Here is a 20,475-nt window from a genome sequence, read left to right as displayed (position 1 = left end):
AGACGGCGGGATATCGCCCTCAATAATCGAACGTTTACTTGGATTGACCGATTTTTACAACCTGATCTGAAGGGGCAGGGAGAGCTCCACGCGAAGGCCGCCGAGCGCGCTTCGGGACAAGGTGATGCCGTAAGCGCTGCCGTAGCGGAGGAAAACTCGCCGGTGAACGTTAACCATTCCCGTCGTTTCGTTGTCGTCGTATTTGTCCGACAGCTTATGCTGCAGGGCGGCAAGCGCTTCGTCGGTTAATTCGTCCCCATTGTCTTCGATAGTGAACAGCAGCGCTTCGCTTCCCGATTCCTGATCCCCGCGTTGCGCTTCGGACAGGCGAATGCGGATGAGACCGCCCTCCAGCTTTTCCTTCAGTCCGTGCTGATAGGCATTTTCGACCATCGGCTGCAGCAGCAGACGGGGAACGGGCACCGTCCTCAGAGCTTCGGGCAGCGGCTCCACGGTCGTGGCGATGCGGTTGTGAAAGCGGAGCGACTGCAGCTCGATATAGGCTGCGATGTGTTGGTATTCCATTTCCAAGGGCACGATTTCCGAAGAGTTGCGCGTAATATACTGAAAATAGACGCCTAAATACTCGGTTGCGCGGACGACCTCTTCCAGCTTCATCGCCTTGGCCATCCGGTGAACGAGAAAGTAGGTATTATAAAGAAAGTGCGGATTGATCTGCGATTGCAGCTGCTTCAGCTCCGACCTTTGCAAGGCGATGCGGTTTTCGTAGACTTCCTCGATCAGGCGCTTCAGCTGCTCCGCCGTCGTGTTGAATTGCTTGTACAGGTATTGGAATTCATCTTGTCTGCGCATGTCGATGCGCACGTTCATATCCCCGCGTTCCAGCTTGCGGAACGCGATGACCATGCTGCGCAGCGGCTTGTGAACGACACGGTAGATGGAGGAGGAGAACAGAAGCACCGTGAGCAAAGACAAGCCAGACAGCGCCCAGAGCCATTCGCGGTACCGGCCGAGGGGGCCGATGACCCGATCCTCGCGCATGGTCAGCAGCAGGGAGCATTGCAGCGCTTCGGAATAAGCGTGCGAGACGAGATATCGATGTCCGTTGTACGACATCCGGCTTTCCCCGGACAGCTGGCCCGCGTCGAGCCGCTCATTCGCCAATGCGATGGCTCTGGCGTTCAGTTCGTCGTCCGTCATGCTTGAGATCGTCCAGCTTTGGGAGCGGTTGATCAGAACGGCGCCGCTCTCGGCGTCGGCAGCCAGCTGCCGGAGCTCCTCCAGAATGTGAGCGGCGGAAATATCCGTCTGCATGATGAATGCGGTTTTCTCCGGCGTAACTTGCGGATTGGGGGAGATATACTGGATGACCAGCCGGTCTCCGATCTTCACGAGCGGCTTCGGTTGCCGCAAGGCGGCCTGCTTCGCTGTCCGGATTTCTTCCGGGGTCATCTCTCCTTCGTCCGAAGCGGACAGAATCGTTTTGCCGATCATAGGCAGATAGATTCGCGATTCCAGCACATAGGGACTTGAGATCGTCATCAGCATCATTTTGTCCTGAATGCGCCGCTGCGCCATCGCGCGCTCGAACAGGCTCATGGACGGGGCGATATTGCCGAGCTTCTGGATGTCCTCGTCGATGACATACTGGCGCTGAAGCCGGGTCATGCCGTCGACGGCGGTCTGCAAAGCGTTCAAGTAATAATTGACGCGGGAGTTCATCGAATCCTGCACCTGCTGCATGACGCTGTCCGAGCCCATGCGGTTCAACTGCAGGCTGACCAGGTACAAGGGCGTCAGCGCCAGCAGGAAAGTGGCGATCATCTTGGCGGTAATGGATCTCAACCTGTCGGCTTCGAACAAGCGCAGCATGTCCGTCTCTCCTCTGCGGGGAATTGGGGTTTGTCCGCATCGATCGTCACGTCGCGGAGCCGCTTCCGGTTCTCCGTCCGGGCGTGTCGGGCCGCTCTCGTGAAGGGTTTCGGTCTTGACGATAGGATCGACACGGACTATTATCTAACTTAGATCTAAGATAGATTCTACCAGTGAACGGGGGAAAACGAAATGCCGTCACCCGTAAAGTTGAGTGCAGGCCCGCTTCAAGCCACGTTCGAGGAAGGAGGACTGCGATCGATCGCCTATCAGGGAGCGGAGATCGTTCGCGGCATCTATGCGGCGGTAAGAGACCGAAATTGGGGAACGGTGATTCCCAGACTGGAGGTCGAGCCTGTACGGACGTTTAACGATGAAGCGACCGTGCAGTTCCATTGCCGTCATGTGCAGGAGGAGATCGACTTCGAATGGACCGGTCTCATTCGGATGGCGCCGGACCGCATTCGGTTTGACTTCGAAGGCCGGGCCCGCATGGCGTTCCTGAAAAACCGGATCGGGTTCTGCGTGCTGCATCCGATGGATTTCGCCGGATTGCCGCTCGAGGTGCAGACGGAGGGAGGAGTCGAGAGAGGCGTATTCCCTGAACGGATCGCTCCGCATCAGCCGTTCAAGGCGATTCGGGCGATGGCGTACGAGCCCGTGCCCGGCTGCCGCGTGCGCTTGACGTTCTCGGGCGATCTGTTCGAAATGGAGGACCAGCGCAACTGGACGGACGCTTCTTACAAAACGTACTGCACGCCGTTATCCCTTCCTTATCCCGTACTCGTCCGGGCCGGGGAGCGGATCGCACAGTCGATATCGATCGATATCGAACGGAGCGGTACGGACGAGAATGACGGAGGAAGAAGGACCGTCGGCGGAGGCCGTCCCCGGGATGCGGTGCGAATTGTTGTCCGGCCGGAAGCGAGCTGGGCCCTGCCGGGCATCGGTGTTGCGATGGAGGCGAGCGAGTTCGACTCTCAGGCCGCCGAATGGCTGGCGAGGCTGAGACCTTCGCATTTGCGCGGCACGGTTGATCTGTCCCGCGACGATTGGCCGAGACGACTGGAGGCGGCCATGGAAGCGGCGGATCGAATCGGCTGCGGGCTGGAGCTGGAAGCGCTGCTGGACGAAGACGGCCGGAGGGCGGGGGAGCTGGCCGCAAGGCTTGCCGCATCCCGGGGCGGGACGGGAACGCGTGAGCGCGGCCTGTGGCTGATCCCCTATGCGGCAGGCTCGATGGTGACGGACGCAGCCGCGATCCGCAGCGTACGTCGCGCCCTGCGTTTCTCCGGGACGGCGCTGCCTGTCGGCGGAGGAACGCGCGCTTATTACGCGGAGTTCAATCGTGCGCAGCTGCCGCTGGCGGAGATGGAATTCGCGTCTTACACGATGAATCCGCAGGTCCACGCCTTCGACGACCGGTCTCTGATGGAGACGCTGGCGGCTCAGAGAGAGACGGCTCGCGATGCCGCAATCAAGACCGGCAAGCCGCTCAGCATCGGACCGATCACCTTCAAGCCGCGTCTGAATCCGAACGCGACGTCCGGAGACGCCGGCATCCCGGTCGCCGAGCGAATAGACGCTCGTCAAGGCACGCTATTCGGCACAGCCTGGACGTTGGGCAGCCTGGCCGCGCTATGCGTGCCGGAAATTCGCCGGCTCACCTATTACGAGGCGTCCGGACCGCTCGGACTTGCGCCGGAAGGCGTGCCGGCTCCGTTGATCTTTCTGCTGCAGGACGTCATGGATGAGCCGGATGCCCGCGTTCTGAACGTCCATTGCTCCTCGAGACAGGCGGCGGCGCTCGCTCTTCGACGCCCCGAGGGGAGCCTGCGGCTCCTGGTCGCCAATCTGGAGAACGAGGCGCTGGAGGTGGAGATCGATGTCGGCGGGGACTCGACCCCCCTATTCGTCACGGAGTACGGCGGCCAAGCCGGACATGTGCCGGAACGCATGCGCATACCGGCCGGCAGACGGCTGCTTCGGACGCTTCAGCCGTACGGCTGCATTCGACTGGACGATCGTGCGGCGGAGGAGACGGAGAATAAGAAAGGATCGTGAAATCATGTCGAAATCATCAGTTGTTCGCGCGACCTACTGGATCGAGACGCCGTATGAGCCGGCGCGCGCCGCCGAAGCGATGGCGGGGGAGCAGTCGACCGGCACGTTCATTGCCGTTCCCGGAGAGACCGATGAGGTGAGAGCGAGAAGCGCCGCCCGAATCGTCTCCGTCCGCGAGACGGAAGTCGTCGGACAGCCGTCGTTGCCCGGCTCGGCGACGCCGAAGGGACATGACGGCAGCTACCGCCGCTGCGAGATCGTGCTTGAGTTTCCGTACCCCAATTTCGGGCCGTCCATTCCAAACCTGTTGGCGACGGTCGCCGGCAACCTGTACGAGCTAAAGGAATTTTCCGGCATACGCCTGCTCGATCTGGATCTGCCGGAGGAATTCGCCGCCGCGTACGCCGGACCGAAGTTCGGGGTGGCGGGCACGCGCAGGCTGGCCGGCGTCCAGGATCGCCCGATCATCGGCACGATTGTCAAGCCGAGCGTAGGCTTGACCGTCGAGGAGCTGCGTTCGACCGTAAGGGAACTGATCGACGCGGGATTGGACTTCATTAAGGATGACGAGCTGAATGCGAGCCCCCTGTTCGCCCCGTTCGAGCTTAAGGTCAAAGCTGTGATGGAGGAAATCGAGCGGGCCAGCGACCGGACCGGACGCAAGGCGATGTATGCGTTCAACATTACCGGGGAGATCGACGAGCTGAAGCGACGTCACGACCTGGTCGCCGCTTCGGGCGGCACGTGCGTCATGGTCAGCATGCAGAGCATCGGATTAGCCGGACTGGCCCATCTGAACCGCTATAGCGAGCTCCCGATCCACGGTCACCGCAATCAATGGGGGATGATGACGCGCTGTCCGATGCTCGGCATGTCGTTCGTCGCCTATCAGAAGCTGTGCCGACTGGCCGGGGCCGATCATCTGCATGTGAACGCGCTCAACAGCAAGTTCTATGAGAGCAACGAGTCGGTCATTCGCTCGGTACAGGCCATTCGGGAGCCGCTGCTAGGCGGCTATGAAGCGATGCCGGTGCTGTCGAGCGGACAATCGGCGGCCAGCGTGGAGGAGACGTACCGCGAGCTCGGCACGCGCGATCTGCTGCACGTGGCTGGCGGCGGTATTATGGCGCACCCCGACGGGCCCCGGGCCGGCGTTCTCAGCATGAGGCAGGCCTGGGAAGCGGCAAATCTGGGAATCAGCGCATCTGCGTACGCGGATTCGCATCCGGAGCTGAAGCGGGCTCTGGAAAAGTTCGGGGGCAAGCGGCAAGGGGGGAACGCGGGTTGAAGCGTGATTCGGGATTGCTGCTGTCGTTCTACGGCGACGATTTTACCGGCTCGACGGACGTCATGGAAGCGCTGGCTTTAAGCGGCGTGCCGACCGTGCTGTTTCTGGAGCCGCCGACCGCCGAACGGCTCGCGGAGAAGTTCCCGAACATCCGGGCCTTCGGCGTGGCGGGAATCAGCAGATCCTTGGCCGCCGATGAGATGGAGCGGGAGCTGGGGCCGGTCTTCGAGCGATTGCGGGAGATTGCGGCTCCGATCGTACATTACAAGATCTGCTCCACCTTCGATTCCTCTCCGAAGATCGGAAGCATCGGGCGAGCCATCGATCTGGCCGCAAGCTACTGGCCCGGGCAGCTTGGCGTTCCGCTGCTTGTCGGCGTTCCGCAGCTGCGGCGGTATACGGTTTTCGGAACTCATTACGCTTATGCGGACGGCGCCGTCCATCGTCTCGACCGGCACCCGACGATGGCCCGTCACCCGGTGACTCCGATGGACGAGGCCGATATTCGCGCCCATCTGTCCCGGCAGACAAACAGATCGATCGGGTTGATGGATATTCTCGACCTGGCGGGCGATCGGGCTCGCGTCAAGGAACGGCTGGCGGCGAGAATGTCCGAATCGCCGGACGTGCTGCTGTACGACGTGCTGGACGAGGAACGGCTGGAGCGGGCAGGCGGCCTGATCTGGGAAGCGGCCGCTTCAGGGGACAGCCGGTTTGTCGTCGGCTCTTCGGGCATCGAATACGCGCTGGCGGCTCATTGGCGGGAGACCGGACTGACGAGTGCGGAATCCGCAGTCCGCCTGCAGTCGAGCGGCCCTGTCCGCCAGTTGCTTGCCGTCTCGGGCAGCTGTTCCCCGGTGACCGAATCGCAGATTCGGCACGCGCTCGACCACGGCTTCGTCGGCGTTCCCGTTCGTACGGAGAGGCTGGTCGATCGCGCGGAAGCGGAACGGGAACGAAGCAGGCTGGCGGAAAAGGCGAACGAGATTTTGCGGCAGGGCGGCAGCCCTCTCTTGTATACGGCATTGGGCTCGGAGGATGCAGCGATTCAGGAGACCAGGCAGCGGCTAAGCGCGGTTGGAAGCGGACGAGTGTCCGCGGCGGACGCGGGACCGCTCATCGGGGAGCAGCTCGGGCGTCTGACGCGAGAGCTCGCGGCGGCGAACAGACTGACTCGCGTGCTCGTTGCGGGCGGCGATACTTCGGGGTATGTCACGCGCGAGCTGGGCATCTACGCGCTGGAAACCGCGATGCCGCTCGATCCGGGCGGTCCGCTGTGCCGCGGTTATTCCGACGATCCGGTTTTCGACGGCATCGAAATCGCGCTCAAAGGCGGCCAGGTCGGAAAAGCGGACTATTTCTCGCGGGTGCTGCAAGGGCGGTAATCGACTCCGGTTGACTCGCGTCGATGCCGATGAACGATTCCTAATACTAAGGAGAGATAACGATGACGACACTGGCATTAATTGGCGCAGGCGGTAAAATGGGCTGCAGAATTACCGATAATTTGCTTAAGACGCCGTACGATACGAAATATGTGGAGGTCAGCGAGCGGGGGCTCGAGCAATTGCGGCAGCGCGGCTTGACGGCAACGCCTCAGGCGCAAGCGGTCCCTTCGGCCGACGCCGTCATTCTGGCCGTTCCCGACATCGTCATCGGTCAAGTCGCAAGCGAGATCGTTCCGCGAATGAAGCCGGGAGCGACGCTGATCGTGCTCGATCCCGCCGCCGCCCACATGGGGCATCTTCCGCCGCGCGAAGACGTCGCCTATCTGGTCGCGCATCCGTGCCATCCTCCGGTTTTCAACGACGAGACGGAACCGGCCGCGCGCCGGGACTACTTCGGCGGCATCCATGCCAAGCAGGCGGTCGTCTGCGCGCTGATGCAGGGGCCGGAAGGCCGCTATGAAGCGGGAGAAGACATCGTGCGCGCCATGTATGCCCCGGTGACGCGCATCCATCGGATAACCGTAGAGCAGATGGCGATTCTGGAGCCGACGATGGCCGAGACGATCGGCGCGGCAGCCGCGATGTTCCTGCGGCAGGCGATGGACGAAGCGGTGCGCCGCGGGGTGCCGCCCGAAGCGGCCAGAGATTTCATGCTGGGGCACCTGCAGATCGAGCTGGCGATCGCTTTCGGAGAGGCGGGCAACCCGTTCTCCGACGCCTGCCTGGTCGCGATGGAATACGGCCGCCGCTACTGGCTCAAGGAAGGCTGGGAGAGGTTGTTCGATCCGGACAGCGTCCGCGAGCAGATCGATGTCATGCTGCATCCGGAGAAGCTGGAGCTTGTTCGGAATAAGGATTAACGGGAGGCGGCGACAGCCATGTGGAGAGTAGGATTGATCGGCACCGGGTATTGGTCGGCGAATCATCTGACGGCGTGGAGAAGAATTCCCGGCGTGCATGTTGCCGCACTGTGCAACAGGAGCCGAGGCAAGCTGGAGCAGCGCGGTCTGGAATTCGGCATTCCGCCGGAGCATCTCTATACGGACTTGGAGGCCTTCCTCCAGAGAGACGACTTGCAGATTATCGACATTGCCACCGGCCCCGAGACGCATCTGGATCTGGTTACCCGAGCGGCTCGGGCGGGCAAGCATATCATGTGCCAGAAGCCGTTCGCCATGTCGCCGGAAGAAGCCGAGGAAATGGTAAGGGTGGTCCGGGAATGCGGCGTCCGGCTGATGGTGACCGAAAACTGGCGATGGCTGCAGCCGAATCAGCTGATCAAGAAGGTGCTGGACGAAGGAACGCTCGGCCGGGTCAGAGTTTGCCGCTACATCCATACGGACTACTATACGCCGAGAATGGCGCCGGGCACGCCGCTGCCGCAGCCCTTCTTCCGCGAGATGCCGCGCCTCCTGTTCTACGAGATGGGGGCGCACTGGTTCGATACGCTGAGGTTTTTCTTCGGCGATCCGAAGCGGCTGTATGCGGAGACATTGCGCATCAGCCCGCATATTGCCGGCGAGGACTCCGGAATCGTCACGCTCGGGTACGACGACGCTTACGTGATAATGGACATGAGCTGGGCGACTCGCCGGGAATTGGACGGACCGCCCGGCGAGCCGGTCCGGGCGGAGCATCGGGAGCAAATCGCGATCGAGGGCGATCGGGGGACGCTGAAGCTGTATGCCGGAGGCCGAATCGCGCTGATCGACGCCGGCGGCGTCGAGACGACGCTCGCCGAGCGGACGGAGCTCGACCATGCGGAGAGCCATTATCGGCTGCAGTCGCATTTCATCGACTGCTTGAATTCCGGCCAGCCGTTCCAGACAAGCGGCGAAGACAATCTGAAGACGCTGAGCCTGATTTTCTCGGTCTACCGGAGCGCGGAGCGCCGCGAGGCGGTGCACGATCCTGCCGGCGCTTTTCGGCCGAAGCGTGCTGAAGGCACGGACGTTGCGCAGCCAGGATAGCATTACGCACGAGAAACGATTAAGCACAAGAATGGATGATACCGAATGAGCGATTCCGCGACAAAGCCAACTGAACTGTTAAAAGAAAAAGCCTACCGTCTCATTCACGAAGCGATTTTGAACGAGACGTTCGAGCCGGGGCAATTTTTGTCGGAGAGCAAGCTGATCGATTATCTGGGCATGAGCAAGACGCCGATCAAATCCGCGCTCGACCGGTTGGAGGCCGAAGGATTCGTTCAAGTGTCTCCCAAGCAAGGCATTATCGTCAAGGAGCTTTCTCACGACAAGGTCAGGGACATCTTCGAGCTGCGCGTTGCGCTGGAGCTGTACGTCTGCGAGCAAATCGCCGGTCAATTGAAAAGAGCGGAAATCGAGATGCTGGAGCGCAATCTGGCGGAGCAGAAACGGTTGGCCGAGGAGGAGGACGAGACGGGGTTCACGAAAGCGGACTCCGATTTTCACTTGCTGCTGAGCCGGTTTTCCGGCAACGCCGAGATTCATTCCGTCATGACGATGTACCAAGCGCATCTGTACCGCTTCGCGCTTCGCGTTATCCGCAGGGTGCCGAACCGGATGGGCGCCGCTTACGAGGACCATCGGAACATCGCCCGCGCGCTGAACGAAGGCGACGTTGAGGCGTGCAAGGTGCTGATCCGGGAGCATCTGGCTTTCGGCAAAGGCATTCTGACGACTTAAGGGGGAATAGGGATGAGCGAATCGACGCCCTTATTGCGGGTAAACGGCAATCGTCGGGGATTGGAGAAGGCCGACGGCACGCCGTTCTTCTGGCTTGGCGACACCGCGTGGGAGCTGTTCCACAAGCTGAACCGGGAGGATGCCGACTTCTACTTGAGAACAAGAGCGGAGCAGTCGTTTAATGTGGTGCAGGCCGTCGCCTTGGCGGAGTTCGATAACGGGACGACCGGCAACGTGTACGGCCGCAAGCCGCTGACGGTTCGCCCGGACGGCCGGGTCGATCCGGCGCTGCCGGATGAAGAAGGCGATTATTCCTACTGGGATCACGTGGACTACATCGTGCAGACGGCGGCGGACTGCGGAATCTATGTTGCGCTACTGCCGACTTGGGGAGACAAGTTCAACCGGATGTGGGGCACGGGGCCGGAGATCTTCACCCCGGACAATGCCTACGCCTATGGACGGTGGCTCGGGTCGCGCTACAAGCGCGCCTCGAACATCGTATGGGTGCTCGGCGGAGACCGTCCGCTGCATACCCGGCTTCATTTTGATATAACGAATCAACTGGCACGCGGCTTGAAGGAAGGAGATGAGGGGCGCCATCTGATCACCTTCCACCCGAACGGTGGGGTCTCCTCCTCGCTGCACGTGCATCATGAGCCGTGGCTCGACTTCAATATGATCCAATCTTCTCACAGCATGGGGGAACGGACGAACTACAGGCTGGTTCAGCAGGATTACGCCAAGCTGCCCGTCAAGCCGACGCTGGACGCCGAGCCCTGTTATGAGGATATTCCGCGAGGCTTTCACAGCGACAACGGCTATTTCGACGAAGCCGACGTGCGCAAGGCGGCGTATTACGCGGTGCTGGCCGGCGGGTTCGGTCACACCTACGGGCATCATTCGGTCTGGGCGATGTATGACGGCTCGAGCGGGACCGGCGAATTCGCCGGCTCGGGCGAATCCTTCATCATGAGCTGGAAGGACGCGCTGCGGCGCCCGGGAGCCGAGCAGATGCGGCATCTGAGGAGATTGTTCGAATCGAGGGACATGAACGGAAGAGAGCCGGATCAGGAGCTTATCGCGAATCCGTATACCGGCTCCAACTATATGACGGCTGCCAGAGGCCCCGGCTACGGGATCGTCTATTGCCCGAACGGGCTGCCGGTCGAAGCGAATGTGGGGCGGATCGGCGCCGATCGCCTGCTGGCGAGCTGGTATTGCGCGCGCACCGGCGCGTCTCGGCCGATCGGGGAGATCGAGGGCGGCGGCGTTCGGCGCTTCCAGCCGCCGTCCAGCGGCAGAGGATGCGATTGGCTGCTTTGCCTGGATCAGGCGTGACGGGACGCTCCGCCGCTCAAGGCGGCTTACACGATTTTTTCCACATTCCTGTTAAATAATTCGGATGTTCCCCGCTCTGCGATTGTTCTACATTGAAGACGTAAGAACAATCGATGAAGAGGTGGGATTCGATGGTCAGAAAATGGACAGGCGGCCTGCTGGCGTTCGTCCTGACCGGCGCTCTGCTCTTGTCGGCATGCGCGAGAAGCGCAGGGACGAACGAAGCTTCGCCTTCCGCCGGCCAGACGGCGAAGGGCGAGGGCGACAAGCTGCCGGTGGAGATTGAAGTGATGGCGACGCAGCCGGAGTGGCAGCAGCAGCAGGAAGAGATTTGGGCGCAGTACACCGAGATGAATCCGCACGGCAGGAGAGATCAGACAGGCGCTGCGAACGCTCGAGACGATCGGCGGGAGCGGACACGCGGAGGTCCGGGATATTCTCTTCCAGCTGAAGCGGGATCTGGAGGAGATGGAGCTTGGCCGCATTCGGCGGTCTCTCCTGCAGCTGGTCGATTGCTGCGAGGGCGGCAGCCGTACGAACCGACGGGCGCTGACCGGCAAGGAGCTGGTCGTCAGGGTGAAGCAATACGTGCAGGACCATTGCGCCACCGCGTCCTTGGAGGAGATCTCGCAGCGCTACTTCATCAACAAGTACTATTTCTGCGCTTTATTCAAGAACGAGACCGGGGAAGGGTTTCACGACTACCTGACGGCGGCGAGGATGGAGAAGGCCAAGGCGCTGCTATCCGACAGCCACCTGAAAACGTACGAAATCGCGGAATGCGTCGGCTTCAAAGATCAACGGTATTTCAGCCAGGTATTCCGCAAGCATACGGGCATGCAGCCGGGAACGTATCGCAAATCCGCCCGAGGCGGCTCGGAAAAAGAAAAAACGAACTTCGATGACCGGGAGGACAAAAAATGAAAACGATTTTATGCTACGGTGATTCCAACACGTGGGGATGGAACCCGGATACGGACGGCATCCGGTTCGGGATTGGGGAACGATGGACCGGGCGGCTTCAAAGCGGGCTCGGCGCGGGCTACCGTGTGATCGAGGAGGGGCTGAGCGGACGGACGACCGTCTTCGACGATCCGGTCGAGGGCGCTTATAAGAACGGCTATACTTATCTGCTTCCCTGCTTGCATAGTCACAAGCCGATCGACGTCGTCCTGCTGGCGCTCGGTTCGAACGATCTGAAAGCGAGGTTCCAGGCGTCGCCGGATCGCATCGCGGAAGGAATGGGCTTGCTGATCGATACGGTTCGCAAGAGCGGGTGCGGCCCGTCCGGAGGCGCGCCGGAGATCGTTCTGGTCGTTCCTCCGCCGATCGCCGCACATACGCCATTCGCGGACATGCTGGCCGGAGCGCATGAGAAATACGCGCAGCTGCCGGGCTGCTATCGACGGCTTGCGGAGCGGGAAGGGTGCCGCCTCGTCGATCTGTCCGTTCACCTCCGTGCGGAAGGCAAGGACGGGGTGCACTTGACGAGAGAGGAACATCGAATCGTATGCGATTTGCTGCTGCCCGAGGTGCGCGCGGCAGCCAGCGAACGGCCGTCGTCTTAGGTCAAGCGCCTGTTCTTTGGTCTGTTCTCTGGCTTGTTCTCGCTACTCGACGCGGCTGAGAAAACGCCGCAGCAATCCGTACAGCAGCAGCGAACGAAGGGCAAGCCCGGCCCCGAATAGAAGCGCCTGCCGCTGCCAGCCGGCACCTGCGGCAAGCTCAAGGCTCAGCTTGGCAGGCCAATAGGTCGGGAGAAACCCGGCGACCCATTGCCAAGGCTCGGCGACGTAGCAAGCGCTAATCGGACCGAGAAGCGTCAGGACGATCAGCTTGGACAGAGCCAAGCCCTCGACTTTATTGGCCGCGAAGGCAACGAGAAACAGGGCGAATAACGGCGCTTCCATCACGAACAGAAGAAGCGGAAGCGTGCGGCCGCCCGTCGGTCCGGACATGCCGGAGAAGGAAACGAACAGAAGCGACATGCCGACGCAGATTAGAACCGGAAGAACGAGACGGTAGGCGACATACCCGCTTTTGCGAAGCGGCGTAACGGCATAATAATCGACGATGCGTTCGTCCCGTTCATCCAGCATCAGCAATCCGGCCGCAACGCCGATTAATTGCGCGATCAGCGCCTGCATGAGTACCGAGATGAAGGCCGAATGCGCGAGCAGGTCAAAGCCGTTTTCAGACGAAAGCCACTCCGAAACCGGAGGCAATCCCCATCGGGTGAATACGATCAGCAGCAGCGGCCCGATCAGAACGAGCAGGAGCATCGGGTCTTTGGCCAAGCTTCGCATATCGCCGGAGAGCAGCGTTCGATACTTATTCATTGCGATGCCCTCCATCTAAGTGTCTTACCGTCCTGTTTAGCAGACGCAGCGTGAAAAATCCGGCGAGCCCAACCCAGACAACGAGTACGGCGACGGCGTATCCCGCTTCTCCCGGCGAAGGAGGGCGAATCGCGCCGGACAGCAGCACCAGGGAGCCTTGGGAGGGGAGAACCCGGTAGAGCGGCGTATCGAATACGTTCAAATATCCGAGAACGGGAAGAGCAAATACGAGCGAGTACGCCTGCGAACGGATCAGGAAGCCGTTGATCGACCGGCTGTGTAGCGAGGCAGCAATGCCGATCAAGGTAAAGAAACATGAGGTCAGCAAGACGCCAAGCGAGAAATAGATCGGGGCCATCGGCCAACCTTTAACGGAAAGATGAATCGCGAACGCAGCCGCCAAAGACAACAAGCCGAGGGACAGACATTTGGCCAGCAAATACTCCCACAGTCGAACGGGCGTCGCGAACAGACTGTTCCAAATGCCTTGAGCCCGCTCCAGCAGCAGGATGCCTCCCGCGAGCAGAAGGCCGAGCGCAGACGGATCGGAGAACGTAAGCAGAACCAGCGCGCCGCTCGCATACGAATCCGGTATCGCATGCAGGAGGCCGATATAAACCGCGCATACGAACAGATAAACGAAATAAAACCGCTGCCTCCACTGAAACCGCGCGTCGAACCACAACATGCTCCACGTCCTCATCGGAGGGCTCTCCCCGTAACCGTCATAAATACGTCCTCCAGCGAAGCTTCCAGCGTATGCATGGTTACAATGCGATGCGAGCGGATCAAAGCCAGATATCTTTCGTCGGCTCCGATGCCTTCAAGCGGGAACTCCTCGGTTAACCGCGCGTCGCCCTGCTCATACTCGACCCTGACCTTGCGTTCACCGCCCAGAAGCTTCAAATGGCGCGGAGTGTCGATCAGCCGGATTTCCCCGTCTACGATGAAGGCGACCCGGTCGCACAATTGCTCGGCGGCCTGCATGTTATGCGTCGTAAGCAAGACCGTCGTACCTGCCGCGCGCCGGGCTTCAATAAGCCGCTTCAGCTTGTCGGCATGGGCCGGATCAAGCCCGGAGGTCGGTTCGTCGAGAAACAGCAGATCCGGGTCGTTCAGCACGGAACGGCAATAATTCAGCCGCATCTTCATTCCTTTGGAGAATCGTTCGACCTTCGTATGGGCGGCTTCCTCCAGTCCGACCTGTTCCAGCAGCCGCATCGGGTCGACGCTTCGGCTTCGGTAGAGAGCGCCGAAATGAGTCAGGTTTTCCAGTGCAGTAAACCGTCCGTAAAAATGGGGGAATTCGAACGCGACTCCGATTCGCTCGTAATAGTCCGAACTGGCGGAACGGATCTCCTGTCCGAATATGCGGACGGAACCGCCGTATTTCCGGAGCTTGCCGATGAGGACGTTCTGCGTCGTGCTCTTGCCTGCTCCGGAGGGACCAAGGAAACCGAAGATTTCGCCTCGACCGATGCGAAAGTCGAGTCCGCGCAGCGCATGCCGACGCGTGGACGGGTAAGCATACGTCAATCCGCTAACCTCGATCATGATGCGGTCGTCCTCCCTCTTTTTCGACGGAAAGCCCGTCGGCGACGGCGCCAATCAGAGCCTCCATCGTCGCCTCGTAGACGGACTCTCCGATCGTTTGCTTATGAAGCGAGAGCAGCAGAAGAGAACGCAGCATGCTGACGATGATCTCGGGGCTCATGTCCGCGCGCAATGCGCCGTCTTCTTGCCATCGCCGGATCAGCGGCGACAGCTTCCGGACATCCATAGCGTAATTGCGTTCCATTTTTTCCGGGGGCAGCTTGCGCATGACGGCCTCCAGTTGTTCGGGAAGAAGAACCTCGCGAAGAATCGGACTTTCCGTCATCAATCGAAAGCCCTCCTTAAACAGGAGGCGAATCGCGTCCTTGCTCTCCGAAGCGTTCTCAAGCCGTGCGAGAACCGCTTGCTGGATGCTTCGCTCCTCCTCTTCCATCAGCTCGAAGAACAGCTCCTCTTTGGAACGGTAAAATAAATAAAACGTGCCCGAGGCGATTCCCGCTGCCTTCGCCAGCTCGCCTACATTCGTTTTCTTGAAGCCGTATTTCGCAAAGAGAGAACGGCCGGCTTCGAGCAATTTTCGTTGAATCCGCGACTTTTCGTCCGGATCGAATTTACGGGGCATATTCATCACCTACTTGTGAATTTATGAATAAAATATTAATTCATTCATAAAAAAAGCGCAACAAAAAACCGCCCGACTTCGGCGGCTCGACTTGCCGGGTTATTTCACGATTCTCACGTATTCCCTTGGCGAGAATGGAACGCTTCCTCCTCCGGAGGAGGTCGTTTTGGCGGCGTAGCCCGAAGGCTCGACTTCGCGCAGCTCGATCTCCGAACGGTCCGCCATCCGCTGATCGAGATAGTAGGCCGCAATCAGCATCGCAGCGAAGAGGAGGGCGCTCACCGTAATTTGACGTATAGGCATAGGAAACTCCTCCGTTCAACTTTCGACGAGACTCTATCGTCCCGGCGGCAGGCTTACTTATAGATAGAGTGTTCCCTCGGCAGGCCGGTCATTATACGCGGAGCAGGCTCTGGCCTCAAAAAAGCTTTACAAATGAAAGAGAAAGAAGTATTCTTGTTAAGGTGAAAGATGGACGAACGAGAGAATTGAATACTGATGTAGTATCCGGAGGAGCCTGCCAACAGACAGGCTCTTTTTTTATTTTTCGCCTCTGCATCCGCAGGTGGAAAAAAGGAAAAAATAATCCATGTAAGGGATAGAAGGAGGAAACACGATTGTCTTGGCTTCACTCTGCTATACTGCTCCCATTGGCGTGGGCCGGACTGCTGCCGTTTATCGGCGGCCGTCTGAGAGCGTTTCATACGGGATGGATCGTTCTGCCGATTCCCGTCCTCTTGTTTATTTATTTCTGTATGCAGCTCCCGCTTATAGGCACGCAGTCCGTCATGGAAAGCATGGCCTGGATGCCTTCGATCGGGCTTGACTTCACCGTATATCTGGACGGTCTTTCGCTGCTGTTCGCCCTGCTGATCAGCGGGATCGGAGGGCTGGTTGTTCTCTATTCCATTTTTTATTTGGACAAGAGCAAGGAAGCGATCGTTTCGTTTTATACGTATTTGCTGATTTTCATGGGAGCGATGCTGGGGGTTGTGCTGTCGGACAACCTGATCGTGCTGTACGGCTTTTGGGAGTTGACCAGCATCTCCTCGTTTTTGCTGATCGCCTTCTGGCATCATCGGGATCGATCCCAATACGGCGCGCAGAAATCGATGCTGATTACGGTATTCGGCGGACTGGCGATGCTGGCGGGGATCATTCTCCTCTACGTCATGACGGGAACGTTCAGCGTGCGGGAGATGCTGCCGCAGCTGTCCCAGCTCGCCGCCGATCCGCTCATCGTGCCGGCCCTCGTGCTCATTCTGCTTGGCGCCTTTACGAAGTCGGCTCAATTTCCGTTCCACATCTGGCTGCCGGACGCGATGGAAGCTCCGACGCCTGTAAGCGCGTATTTGCATTCGGCGACGATGGTGAAAGCCGGCCTGTACCTGGTCGCCCGCATGACGCCCGTATTCGCCATGCAGGCGCAATGGTTCTGGCTCGTTACCGGCATCGGTCTGGTCACGCTGACGTACGGCTCCTTCCAGGCGATCAAACAGAAAGATTTAAAGGCGATGCTCGCCTATTCGACCATTAGCCAGCTGGGGCTGATCATGTGCTTGCTGGGGCTCGGGTCGGCCTACTACACGGGGGAAGCCGGAGGAGAGTTCTACGCCAAAGCGACGGCCGCCGCCTTGTTCCATTTGTTGAATCATGCGATGTTCAAGGGCGCGCTGTTCATGGTCGTCGGCATCGTGGATCACGAGACGAAAACGCGCGACCTGCGCAAGCTGGGCGGGCTGATGGCCGTCATGCCGGTCACCTTTACGCTCGCCCTAATCGGAGCCGGCTCTATGGCCGGACTGCCTCCGTTTAACGGATTTTTGAGCAAGGAAATGTTTTTTACGGCGATGTTGCAAATCCGGCAGTTCGAGCTTGGCCATCTAACCGTTTGGGGAGGACTTGTGCCGGTTGTGGCCTGGATCGCCAGCGTATTTACGTTCGCCTACAGCATGGTGCTCGTCGTGCGGACGTTCGGCGGGAAGCTGCAGAAGGATCAGCTGGACGTGCAGCCGCATGAGGCGTCGGTAGGCTTGCTTTTTTCTCCGCTGATTCTGGCTTCTCTCGTGATCCTTACGGGCGTGTTTCCTAACTTGCTGGGCCCCAGTCTCGTCGAGCCGGCGATGGCGGCGATTCATCCGCTGCTGCTGGCCGATGGAGAGCGGTTCGACGTTCATCTCCAATTCTGGCACGGCTGGACGACCGAGCTGTTCATGACGATCGGAGTCGTTGCCGTCGGTACGGGTATCGTGCTGCTCTATCGGCGGCTTCAGCTCCATAACAAGACGTGGTCGGACGGCCTGAACGTGAACCAGCTGTACGACGGCGGCTTGCGGTCCCTGGACCGCTTCTCGCGTCAGTTGACCGACCGGTATATGACCGGATCGATCCGCCGCTACTTGGTTTATATTTTCGTCTTCTTTATCGCAGCGCTGGGCATCACCTTGCTGACCGCCGGCGACATCGGGTGGACGGATATGGAGCTGGCGCCGGCGTCGGTCTATGAAACTGTTGTCGTGCTGGTGATGGCGGCCTCGGCGCTGACCGTTCCCTGGATCCGGAACCGGATCGCCGCCATCCTCGTAACCGGAGCTGTCGGATATATGGTCACTATGCTGTTCGTTCTCTATCGCGCTCCGGATTTGGCTCTGACGCAAATGATTGTCGAGACGGTGTCGGTCGCGCTGTTCCTGCTCTGCTTCCGCTATTTGCCCAAGGACAATCTGCAGGGCAACCCTCCGCGAAGAAGGTGGCTCCATGCGGCTATCGCGGCGGGAGCGGGCATCGTCATGACGGCGATCGTCATCGGGGCCAGCGGGTCGAGGGCGTTCGAGTCGATCTCCAGCTTCTTCGTTAACGAAAGCTACCGCCTCGGTGGCGGAAAAAATATGGTCAACGTCATCCTGGTCGATTTTCGCGGCTTCGATACGCTGCTGGAAATTACCGTGCTGGGCATTGCCTCGCTGGGCATCTACTCGATGATCCGACTGCGGCTTGCGGAACGGACGGGACAGGGGGGAGCGAAGGAAGGGCGGCTGCCCCCGGTCGGCATCCCGGACTATCGAAGCAACGATGTGATCCTGAAGACGGTGTCCAAGGTCGTCGTGTTCATTATCGTCGCCTTCTCGCTTTATCTGTTCCTGGCCGGACACAACAACCCGGGCGGCGGATTTATTGGCGCGCTGATGACCTCGGCGGCGCTCGTGCTGCTGGCGATCGCCTTCGGATTGGACGTCATCCGCAAGGTGCTGCCGATCCAATTCCGCCTGCTGACGACTGCAGGCCTGCTTATTGCCGTGTTGACCGGCGTCGGCTCCTTCTTGTTCGACGTTCCGTTTTTGAGTCACACGTTCGATCACTTTGACCTGCCGCTGCTCGGAGATACGGAGCTGGCTACGGCGGTGCTGTTCGATCTCGGCGTATACTTGTCCGTCGTCGGCGTGACGATGACGATTATTTTGACGATCGGGAAGGAGGAGGATCGGTAATGGAGCTGATTACGGCGCTGGCCATTGGCCTGCTGTTTGCGGTGGCGGTCTATCTCATGCTGTCGAAAACCGTATTTCGCATCATTCTCGGCACGATTGTGCTGTCGCACTGCGTTCATTTGCTGTTAATGACGATGGCTCGACTAAAACAGGGGGCGGCTCCGATTATGGAGGACGGCAAAACCGCCTTCACCGATCCTCTGCCGCAGGCGCTGATTTTGACTTCCATCGTCATCAGCTTCGGCGTCACCGCTTTTTTGTTCGTGCTTGCTTACCGGGCCTATCAATCGCTGGGCACCGACGATATGGAAGAGATGAAGGGGGAGTCGGACCATGAACAATAGCGTCGTACTTCCGCTGCTCATCCCGCTGCTGACGGCCATTATTCTCGTTTTCCTGCCCAACAGGCTGGCCGCTCAGCGGACGATCGCCTTTATCGGCGTGCTGCTTAACTTGGCCGCCGCCATCCTGCTGCTGCTGCAGATCGATCGCAGCGGCATTCAGACGCTTCATCTGGGCGGGTGGGCGCCGCCTTACGGCATCGTTTTCGTGGCGGACATGCTGAGCGGCTTGCTCGTCTTCACGACGTCCGTCATCAGCGCCTTCTGCTTATGGTTCATGTTTCGGACGATCGACGAGCAGCGGGAACGGATGTACGTCTACCCGTTGTTCCAGTTTCTGCTCGTCGGCATCTACGGGTCCTTCCTGACCGGAGATCTGTTTAATCTGTTCGTCTGCTTCGAAGTGATGCTGATCGCTTCCTATGCCATGATGGTGTTGGGCGGCACGAAGCGCCAGCTGAGAGAGACGCTGAAGTACATGATGGCCAACATTCTGTCGTCGGCTTTGTTCGTCGCGGCGATGGCCTATCTGTACGGCATGCTCGGCACGCTGAATATGGCGCATCTGTCGCAGCGCGTAGCCGAGGTCGGGCAGAACGGCATGCTGGACGTCATCGCCGTCCTTCTGCTGCTCGTTTTTTCCTTGAAGGCGGGCCTGTTCCTGTTCTTCTGGCTGCCCGGCTCGTACAGCGCGCCGCCCGCAGCCGTGCGCGCCCTGTTCGGGGGCTTGCTGACCAAGGTCGGGCTGTATGCGATTATTCGCACGTTCAGCCTCATCTTTTACCATGATTCTCCAGTGACGCAGGCATGGATCGGGGGCATGGCCGCCGCGACGATGATTCTCGGCAGCATCGGGGCGTCGGCCTATCGGGACGTGCCGCGCATTATTAATTACAACGTCATTATCGGCGTGGGGTTTGTCGCTTTCGGCTTGTCGCTGGGCGCCGCGCACGCCTGGGACGGGGTCGTTTTCTACCTGCTGCACGACATGCTGGCCAAAACGTTGCTGTTCGTTCTCGCGGGCTGGCTCATTGCGGCATCCGGCACCGAGCGGCTGCAGGAGATGGGCGCCTTGATCCAGCGCCATCCGCTTCTGGGCTGGCTGTTCTTCGGCACGATGCTGGCTCTGGTAGGCATTCCGCCTCTTAGCGGCTTTCCGGGCAAGCTGCTGCTGCTGCGCAGCGGAATGGAGGAGGAGGCGTACGCGTTGTTCGGGATCGGACTGGCCTCCAGCTTCTTTGTCCTTTATTCGCTGCTGCGCATTTTTCGGATGGCGTTCTGGGGGACGGAAAAAGAGGCCGGGGCTGACCGGAACGAATCGGGCTCGACTCGTCGGTCCGTGACCGGCATGTCGGCCGCAGCGCTGGCCATGTTCGGGCTGCTTGCGGCCATGGGACTGGGCGGAGAATGGGTTTACGGTTGGGTCAGGCAGGCAAGCGAGGTGCTTGGAAATGCTGCCGTCTATATCGATGCTGTCATGAAAGGATAGTG

General features: G+C 59.9%; 18 protein-coding genes. 12 read left to right on the top strand and 6 right to left on the bottom strand.

Going from position 1 to position 20,475, the window contains the following annotated elements; translation table 11 throughout:
- Positions 1-54: 54 nt before the first annotated feature.
- Positions 55-1,833, bottom strand: coding sequence for a sensor histidine kinase (locus tag ACFO3S_RS03175; protein WP_378092122.1), 1,779 nt, complete (start codon positions 1,831-1,833; stop codon positions 55-57).
- Between the two features lie 192 nt (positions 1,834-2,025).
- On the opposite strand from ACFO3S_RS03175, the gene ACFO3S_RS03170 reads away from it, so the two are divergent.
- From ACFO3S_RS03170 to ACFO3S_RS03130, 9 genes are all read left to right on the top strand, one after another.
- A complete protein-coding gene (locus ACFO3S_RS03170; protein WP_378092120.1) occupies positions 2,026-3,897 on the top strand; it encodes a D-apionate lactonase family protein in 1,872 nt (623 codons plus the stop codon).
- A gap of 4 nt (positions 3,898-3,901) precedes the next feature.
- On the top strand, positions 3,902-5,185 hold the full coding sequence (locus ACFO3S_RS03165) for a ribulose-bisphosphate carboxylase large subunit family protein (RefSeq protein WP_378092118.1): 1,284 nt from the start codon (positions 3,902-3,904) through the stop codon (positions 5,183-5,185).
- The gene (locus tag ACFO3S_RS03160; protein ID WP_378092116.1) at positions 5,182-6,570 is read left to right on the top strand and encodes a four-carbon acid sugar kinase family protein; all 1,389 of its coding nucleotides are present in this window, start codon (positions 5,182-5,184) and stop codon (positions 6,568-6,570) included. Before ACFO3S_RS03165 ends, ACFO3S_RS03160 begins: the two co-directional genes overlap by 4 nt.
- Before the next feature lie 62 nt (positions 6,571-6,632).
- Complete coding sequence (locus ACFO3S_RS03155) at positions 6,633-7,493, top strand: phosphogluconate dehydrogenase C-terminal domain-containing protein (RefSeq protein ID WP_378092114.1); 861 nt, start codon at positions 6,633-6,635, stop codon at positions 7,491-7,493.
- Positions 7,494-7,511: 18 nt separating this feature from the next.
- Entirely contained in the window at positions 7,512-8,603 is a 1,092-nt protein-coding gene (locus tag ACFO3S_RS03150) for a Gfo/Idh/MocA family protein (protein ID WP_378092112.1), read from the top strand.
- A gap of 45 nt (positions 8,604-8,648) precedes the next feature.
- A complete protein-coding gene (locus tag ACFO3S_RS03145; protein WP_378092110.1) occupies positions 8,649-9,299 on the top strand; it encodes a GntR family transcriptional regulator in 651 nt (216 codons plus the stop codon).
- A 12-nt stretch (positions 9,300-9,311) separates the two neighbouring features.
- On the top strand, positions 9,312-10,640 hold the full coding sequence (locus tag ACFO3S_RS03140; RefSeq protein ID WP_378092108.1) for a glycoside hydrolase family 140 protein: 1,329 nt from the start codon (positions 9,312-9,314) through the stop codon (positions 10,638-10,640).
- Positions 10,641-11,108: 468 nt separating this feature from the next.
- Complete coding sequence (locus tag ACFO3S_RS03135; RefSeq protein WP_378092106.1) at positions 11,109-11,564, top strand: helix-turn-helix transcriptional regulator; 456 nt, start codon at positions 11,109-11,111, stop codon at positions 11,562-11,564.
- Complete coding sequence (locus tag ACFO3S_RS03130; RefSeq protein WP_378092104.1) at positions 11,561-12,208, top strand: SGNH/GDSL hydrolase family protein; 648 nt, start codon at positions 11,561-11,563, stop codon at positions 12,206-12,208. Before ACFO3S_RS03135 ends, ACFO3S_RS03130 begins: the two co-directional genes overlap by 4 nt.
- A 42-nt stretch (positions 12,209-12,250) precedes the next feature.
- Here ACFO3S_RS03130 and ACFO3S_RS03125 read toward each other — a convergent pair whose 3' ends face one another.
- From ACFO3S_RS03125 to ACFO3S_RS03105, 5 genes are all read right to left on the bottom strand, one after another.
- Positions 12,251-12,979 (bottom strand): hypothetical protein, encoded by a 729-nt coding sequence (locus ACFO3S_RS03125; protein ID WP_378092102.1) that lies wholly within the window; start codon positions 12,977-12,979, stop codon positions 12,251-12,253.
- On the bottom strand, positions 12,972-13,682 hold the full coding sequence (locus ACFO3S_RS03120; protein WP_378092100.1) for a fluoroquinolone export ABC transporter permease subunit: 711 nt from the start codon (positions 13,680-13,682) through the stop codon (positions 12,972-12,974). Before ACFO3S_RS03120 ends, ACFO3S_RS03125 begins: the two co-directional genes overlap by 8 nt.
- A complete protein-coding gene (locus ACFO3S_RS03115) occupies positions 13,679-14,533 on the bottom strand; it encodes an ABC transporter ATP-binding protein (RefSeq protein ID WP_378092098.1) in 855 nt (284 codons plus the stop codon). Before ACFO3S_RS03115 ends, ACFO3S_RS03120 begins: the two co-directional genes overlap by 4 nt.
- Entirely contained in the window at positions 14,520-15,155 is a 636-nt protein-coding gene (locus tag ACFO3S_RS03110; RefSeq protein WP_378092096.1) for a TetR/AcrR family transcriptional regulator, read from the bottom strand. The genes ACFO3S_RS03115 and ACFO3S_RS03110 overlap by 14 nt, the downstream gene beginning before the upstream one ends.
- A gap of 99 nt (positions 15,156-15,254) precedes the next feature.
- Positions 15,255-15,458 carry a hypothetical protein gene (locus tag ACFO3S_RS03105; protein WP_378092094.1) on the bottom strand — a complete coding sequence of 68 codons (204 nt, stop codon included), beginning with the start codon at positions 15,456-15,458 and terminating at the stop codon, positions 15,255-15,257.
- 314 nt (positions 15,459-15,772) lie between these two features.
- Here ACFO3S_RS03105 and ACFO3S_RS03100 point away from each other — a divergent pair, with 314 nt between their 5' ends.
- The 3 genes from ACFO3S_RS03100 to ACFO3S_RS03090 are packed head-to-tail and all read left to right on the top strand — an operon-like array spanning position 15,773 to position 20,473.
- Positions 15,773-18,643 (top strand): Na+/H+ antiporter subunit A, encoded by a 2,871-nt coding sequence (locus tag ACFO3S_RS03100; RefSeq protein ID WP_378092093.1) that lies wholly within the window; start codon positions 15,773-15,775, stop codon positions 18,641-18,643.
- Complete coding sequence (locus ACFO3S_RS03095) at positions 18,643-18,987, top strand: Na(+)/H(+) antiporter subunit C (protein ID WP_378092091.1); 345 nt, start codon at positions 18,643-18,645, stop codon at positions 18,985-18,987. The genes ACFO3S_RS03100 and ACFO3S_RS03095 overlap by 1 nt, the downstream gene beginning before the upstream one ends.
- Positions 18,977-20,473, top strand: coding sequence for a Na+/H+ antiporter subunit D (locus ACFO3S_RS03090; RefSeq protein ID WP_378092089.1), 1,497 nt, complete (start codon positions 18,977-18,979; stop codon positions 20,471-20,473). The genes ACFO3S_RS03095 and ACFO3S_RS03090 overlap by 11 nt, the downstream gene beginning before the upstream one ends.
- The last annotated feature ends 2 nt before the right edge of the window (positions 20,474-20,475 follow it).

It is taken from the genome of Cohnella hongkongensis (genome assembly GCF_042654645.1).
GTDB lineage: Bacteria > Bacillota > Bacilli > Paenibacillales > Paenibacillaceae > Cohnella > Cohnella hongkongensis.
Note: the sequence above shows the minus strand (reverse complement) of the source record. Positions and strands in the feature narration are given on the sequence as shown.

Coding starts and splice junctions, on each gene's coding strand:
- ACFO3S_RS03175 (WP_378092122.1), bottom strand. CDS start 1,833: ATGCTGCGCTTGTTCGAAGCCGACAGGTTGAGATCCATTACCGCCAAG.
- ACFO3S_RS03170 (WP_378092120.1), top strand. CDS start 2,026: ATGCCGTCACCCGTAAAGTTGAGTGCAGGCCCGCTTCAAGCCACGTTC.
- ACFO3S_RS03165 (WP_378092118.1), top strand. CDS start 3,902: ATGTCGAAATCATCAGTTGTTCGCGCGACCTACTGGATCGAGACGCCG.
- ACFO3S_RS03155 (WP_378092114.1), top strand. CDS start 6,633: ATGACGACACTGGCATTAATTGGCGCAGGCGGTAAAATGGGCTGCAGA.
- ACFO3S_RS03150 (WP_378092112.1), top strand. CDS start 7,512: ATGTGGAGAGTAGGATTGATCGGCACCGGGTATTGGTCGGCGAATCAT.
- ACFO3S_RS03145 (WP_378092110.1), top strand. CDS start 8,649: ATGAGCGATTCCGCGACAAAGCCAACTGAACTGTTAAAAGAAAAAGCC.
- ACFO3S_RS03140 (WP_378092108.1), top strand. CDS start 9,312: ATGAGCGAATCGACGCCCTTATTGCGGGTAAACGGCAATCGTCGGGGA.
- ACFO3S_RS03135 (WP_378092106.1), top strand. CDS start 11,109: ATGGAGCTTGGCCGCATTCGGCGGTCTCTCCTGCAGCTGGTCGATTGC.
- ACFO3S_RS03130 (WP_378092104.1), top strand. CDS start 11,561: ATGAAAACGATTTTATGCTACGGTGATTCCAACACGTGGGGATGGAAC.
- ACFO3S_RS03125 (WP_378092102.1), bottom strand. CDS start 12,979: ATGAATAAGTATCGAACGCTGCTCTCCGGCGATATGCGAAGCTTGGCC.
- ACFO3S_RS03120 (WP_378092100.1), bottom strand. CDS start 13,682: ATGAGGACGTGGAGCATGTTGTGGTTCGACGCGCGGTTTCAGTGGAGG.
- ACFO3S_RS03115 (WP_378092098.1), bottom strand. CDS start 14,533: ATGATCGAGGTTAGCGGATTGACGTATGCTTACCCGTCCACGCGTCGG.
- ACFO3S_RS03110 (WP_378092096.1), bottom strand. CDS start 15,155: ATGCCCCGTAAATTCGATCCGGACGAAAAGTCGCGGATTCAACGAAAA.
- ACFO3S_RS03105 (WP_378092094.1), bottom strand. CDS start 15,458: ATGCCTATACGTCAAATTACGGTGAGCGCCCTCCTCTTCGCTGCGATG.
- ACFO3S_RS03095 (WP_378092091.1), top strand. CDS start 18,643: ATGGAGCTGATTACGGCGCTGGCCATTGGCCTGCTGTTTGCGGTGGCG.
- ACFO3S_RS03090 (WP_378092089.1), top strand. CDS start 18,977: ATGAACAATAGCGTCGTACTTCCGCTGCTCATCCCGCTGCTGACGGCC.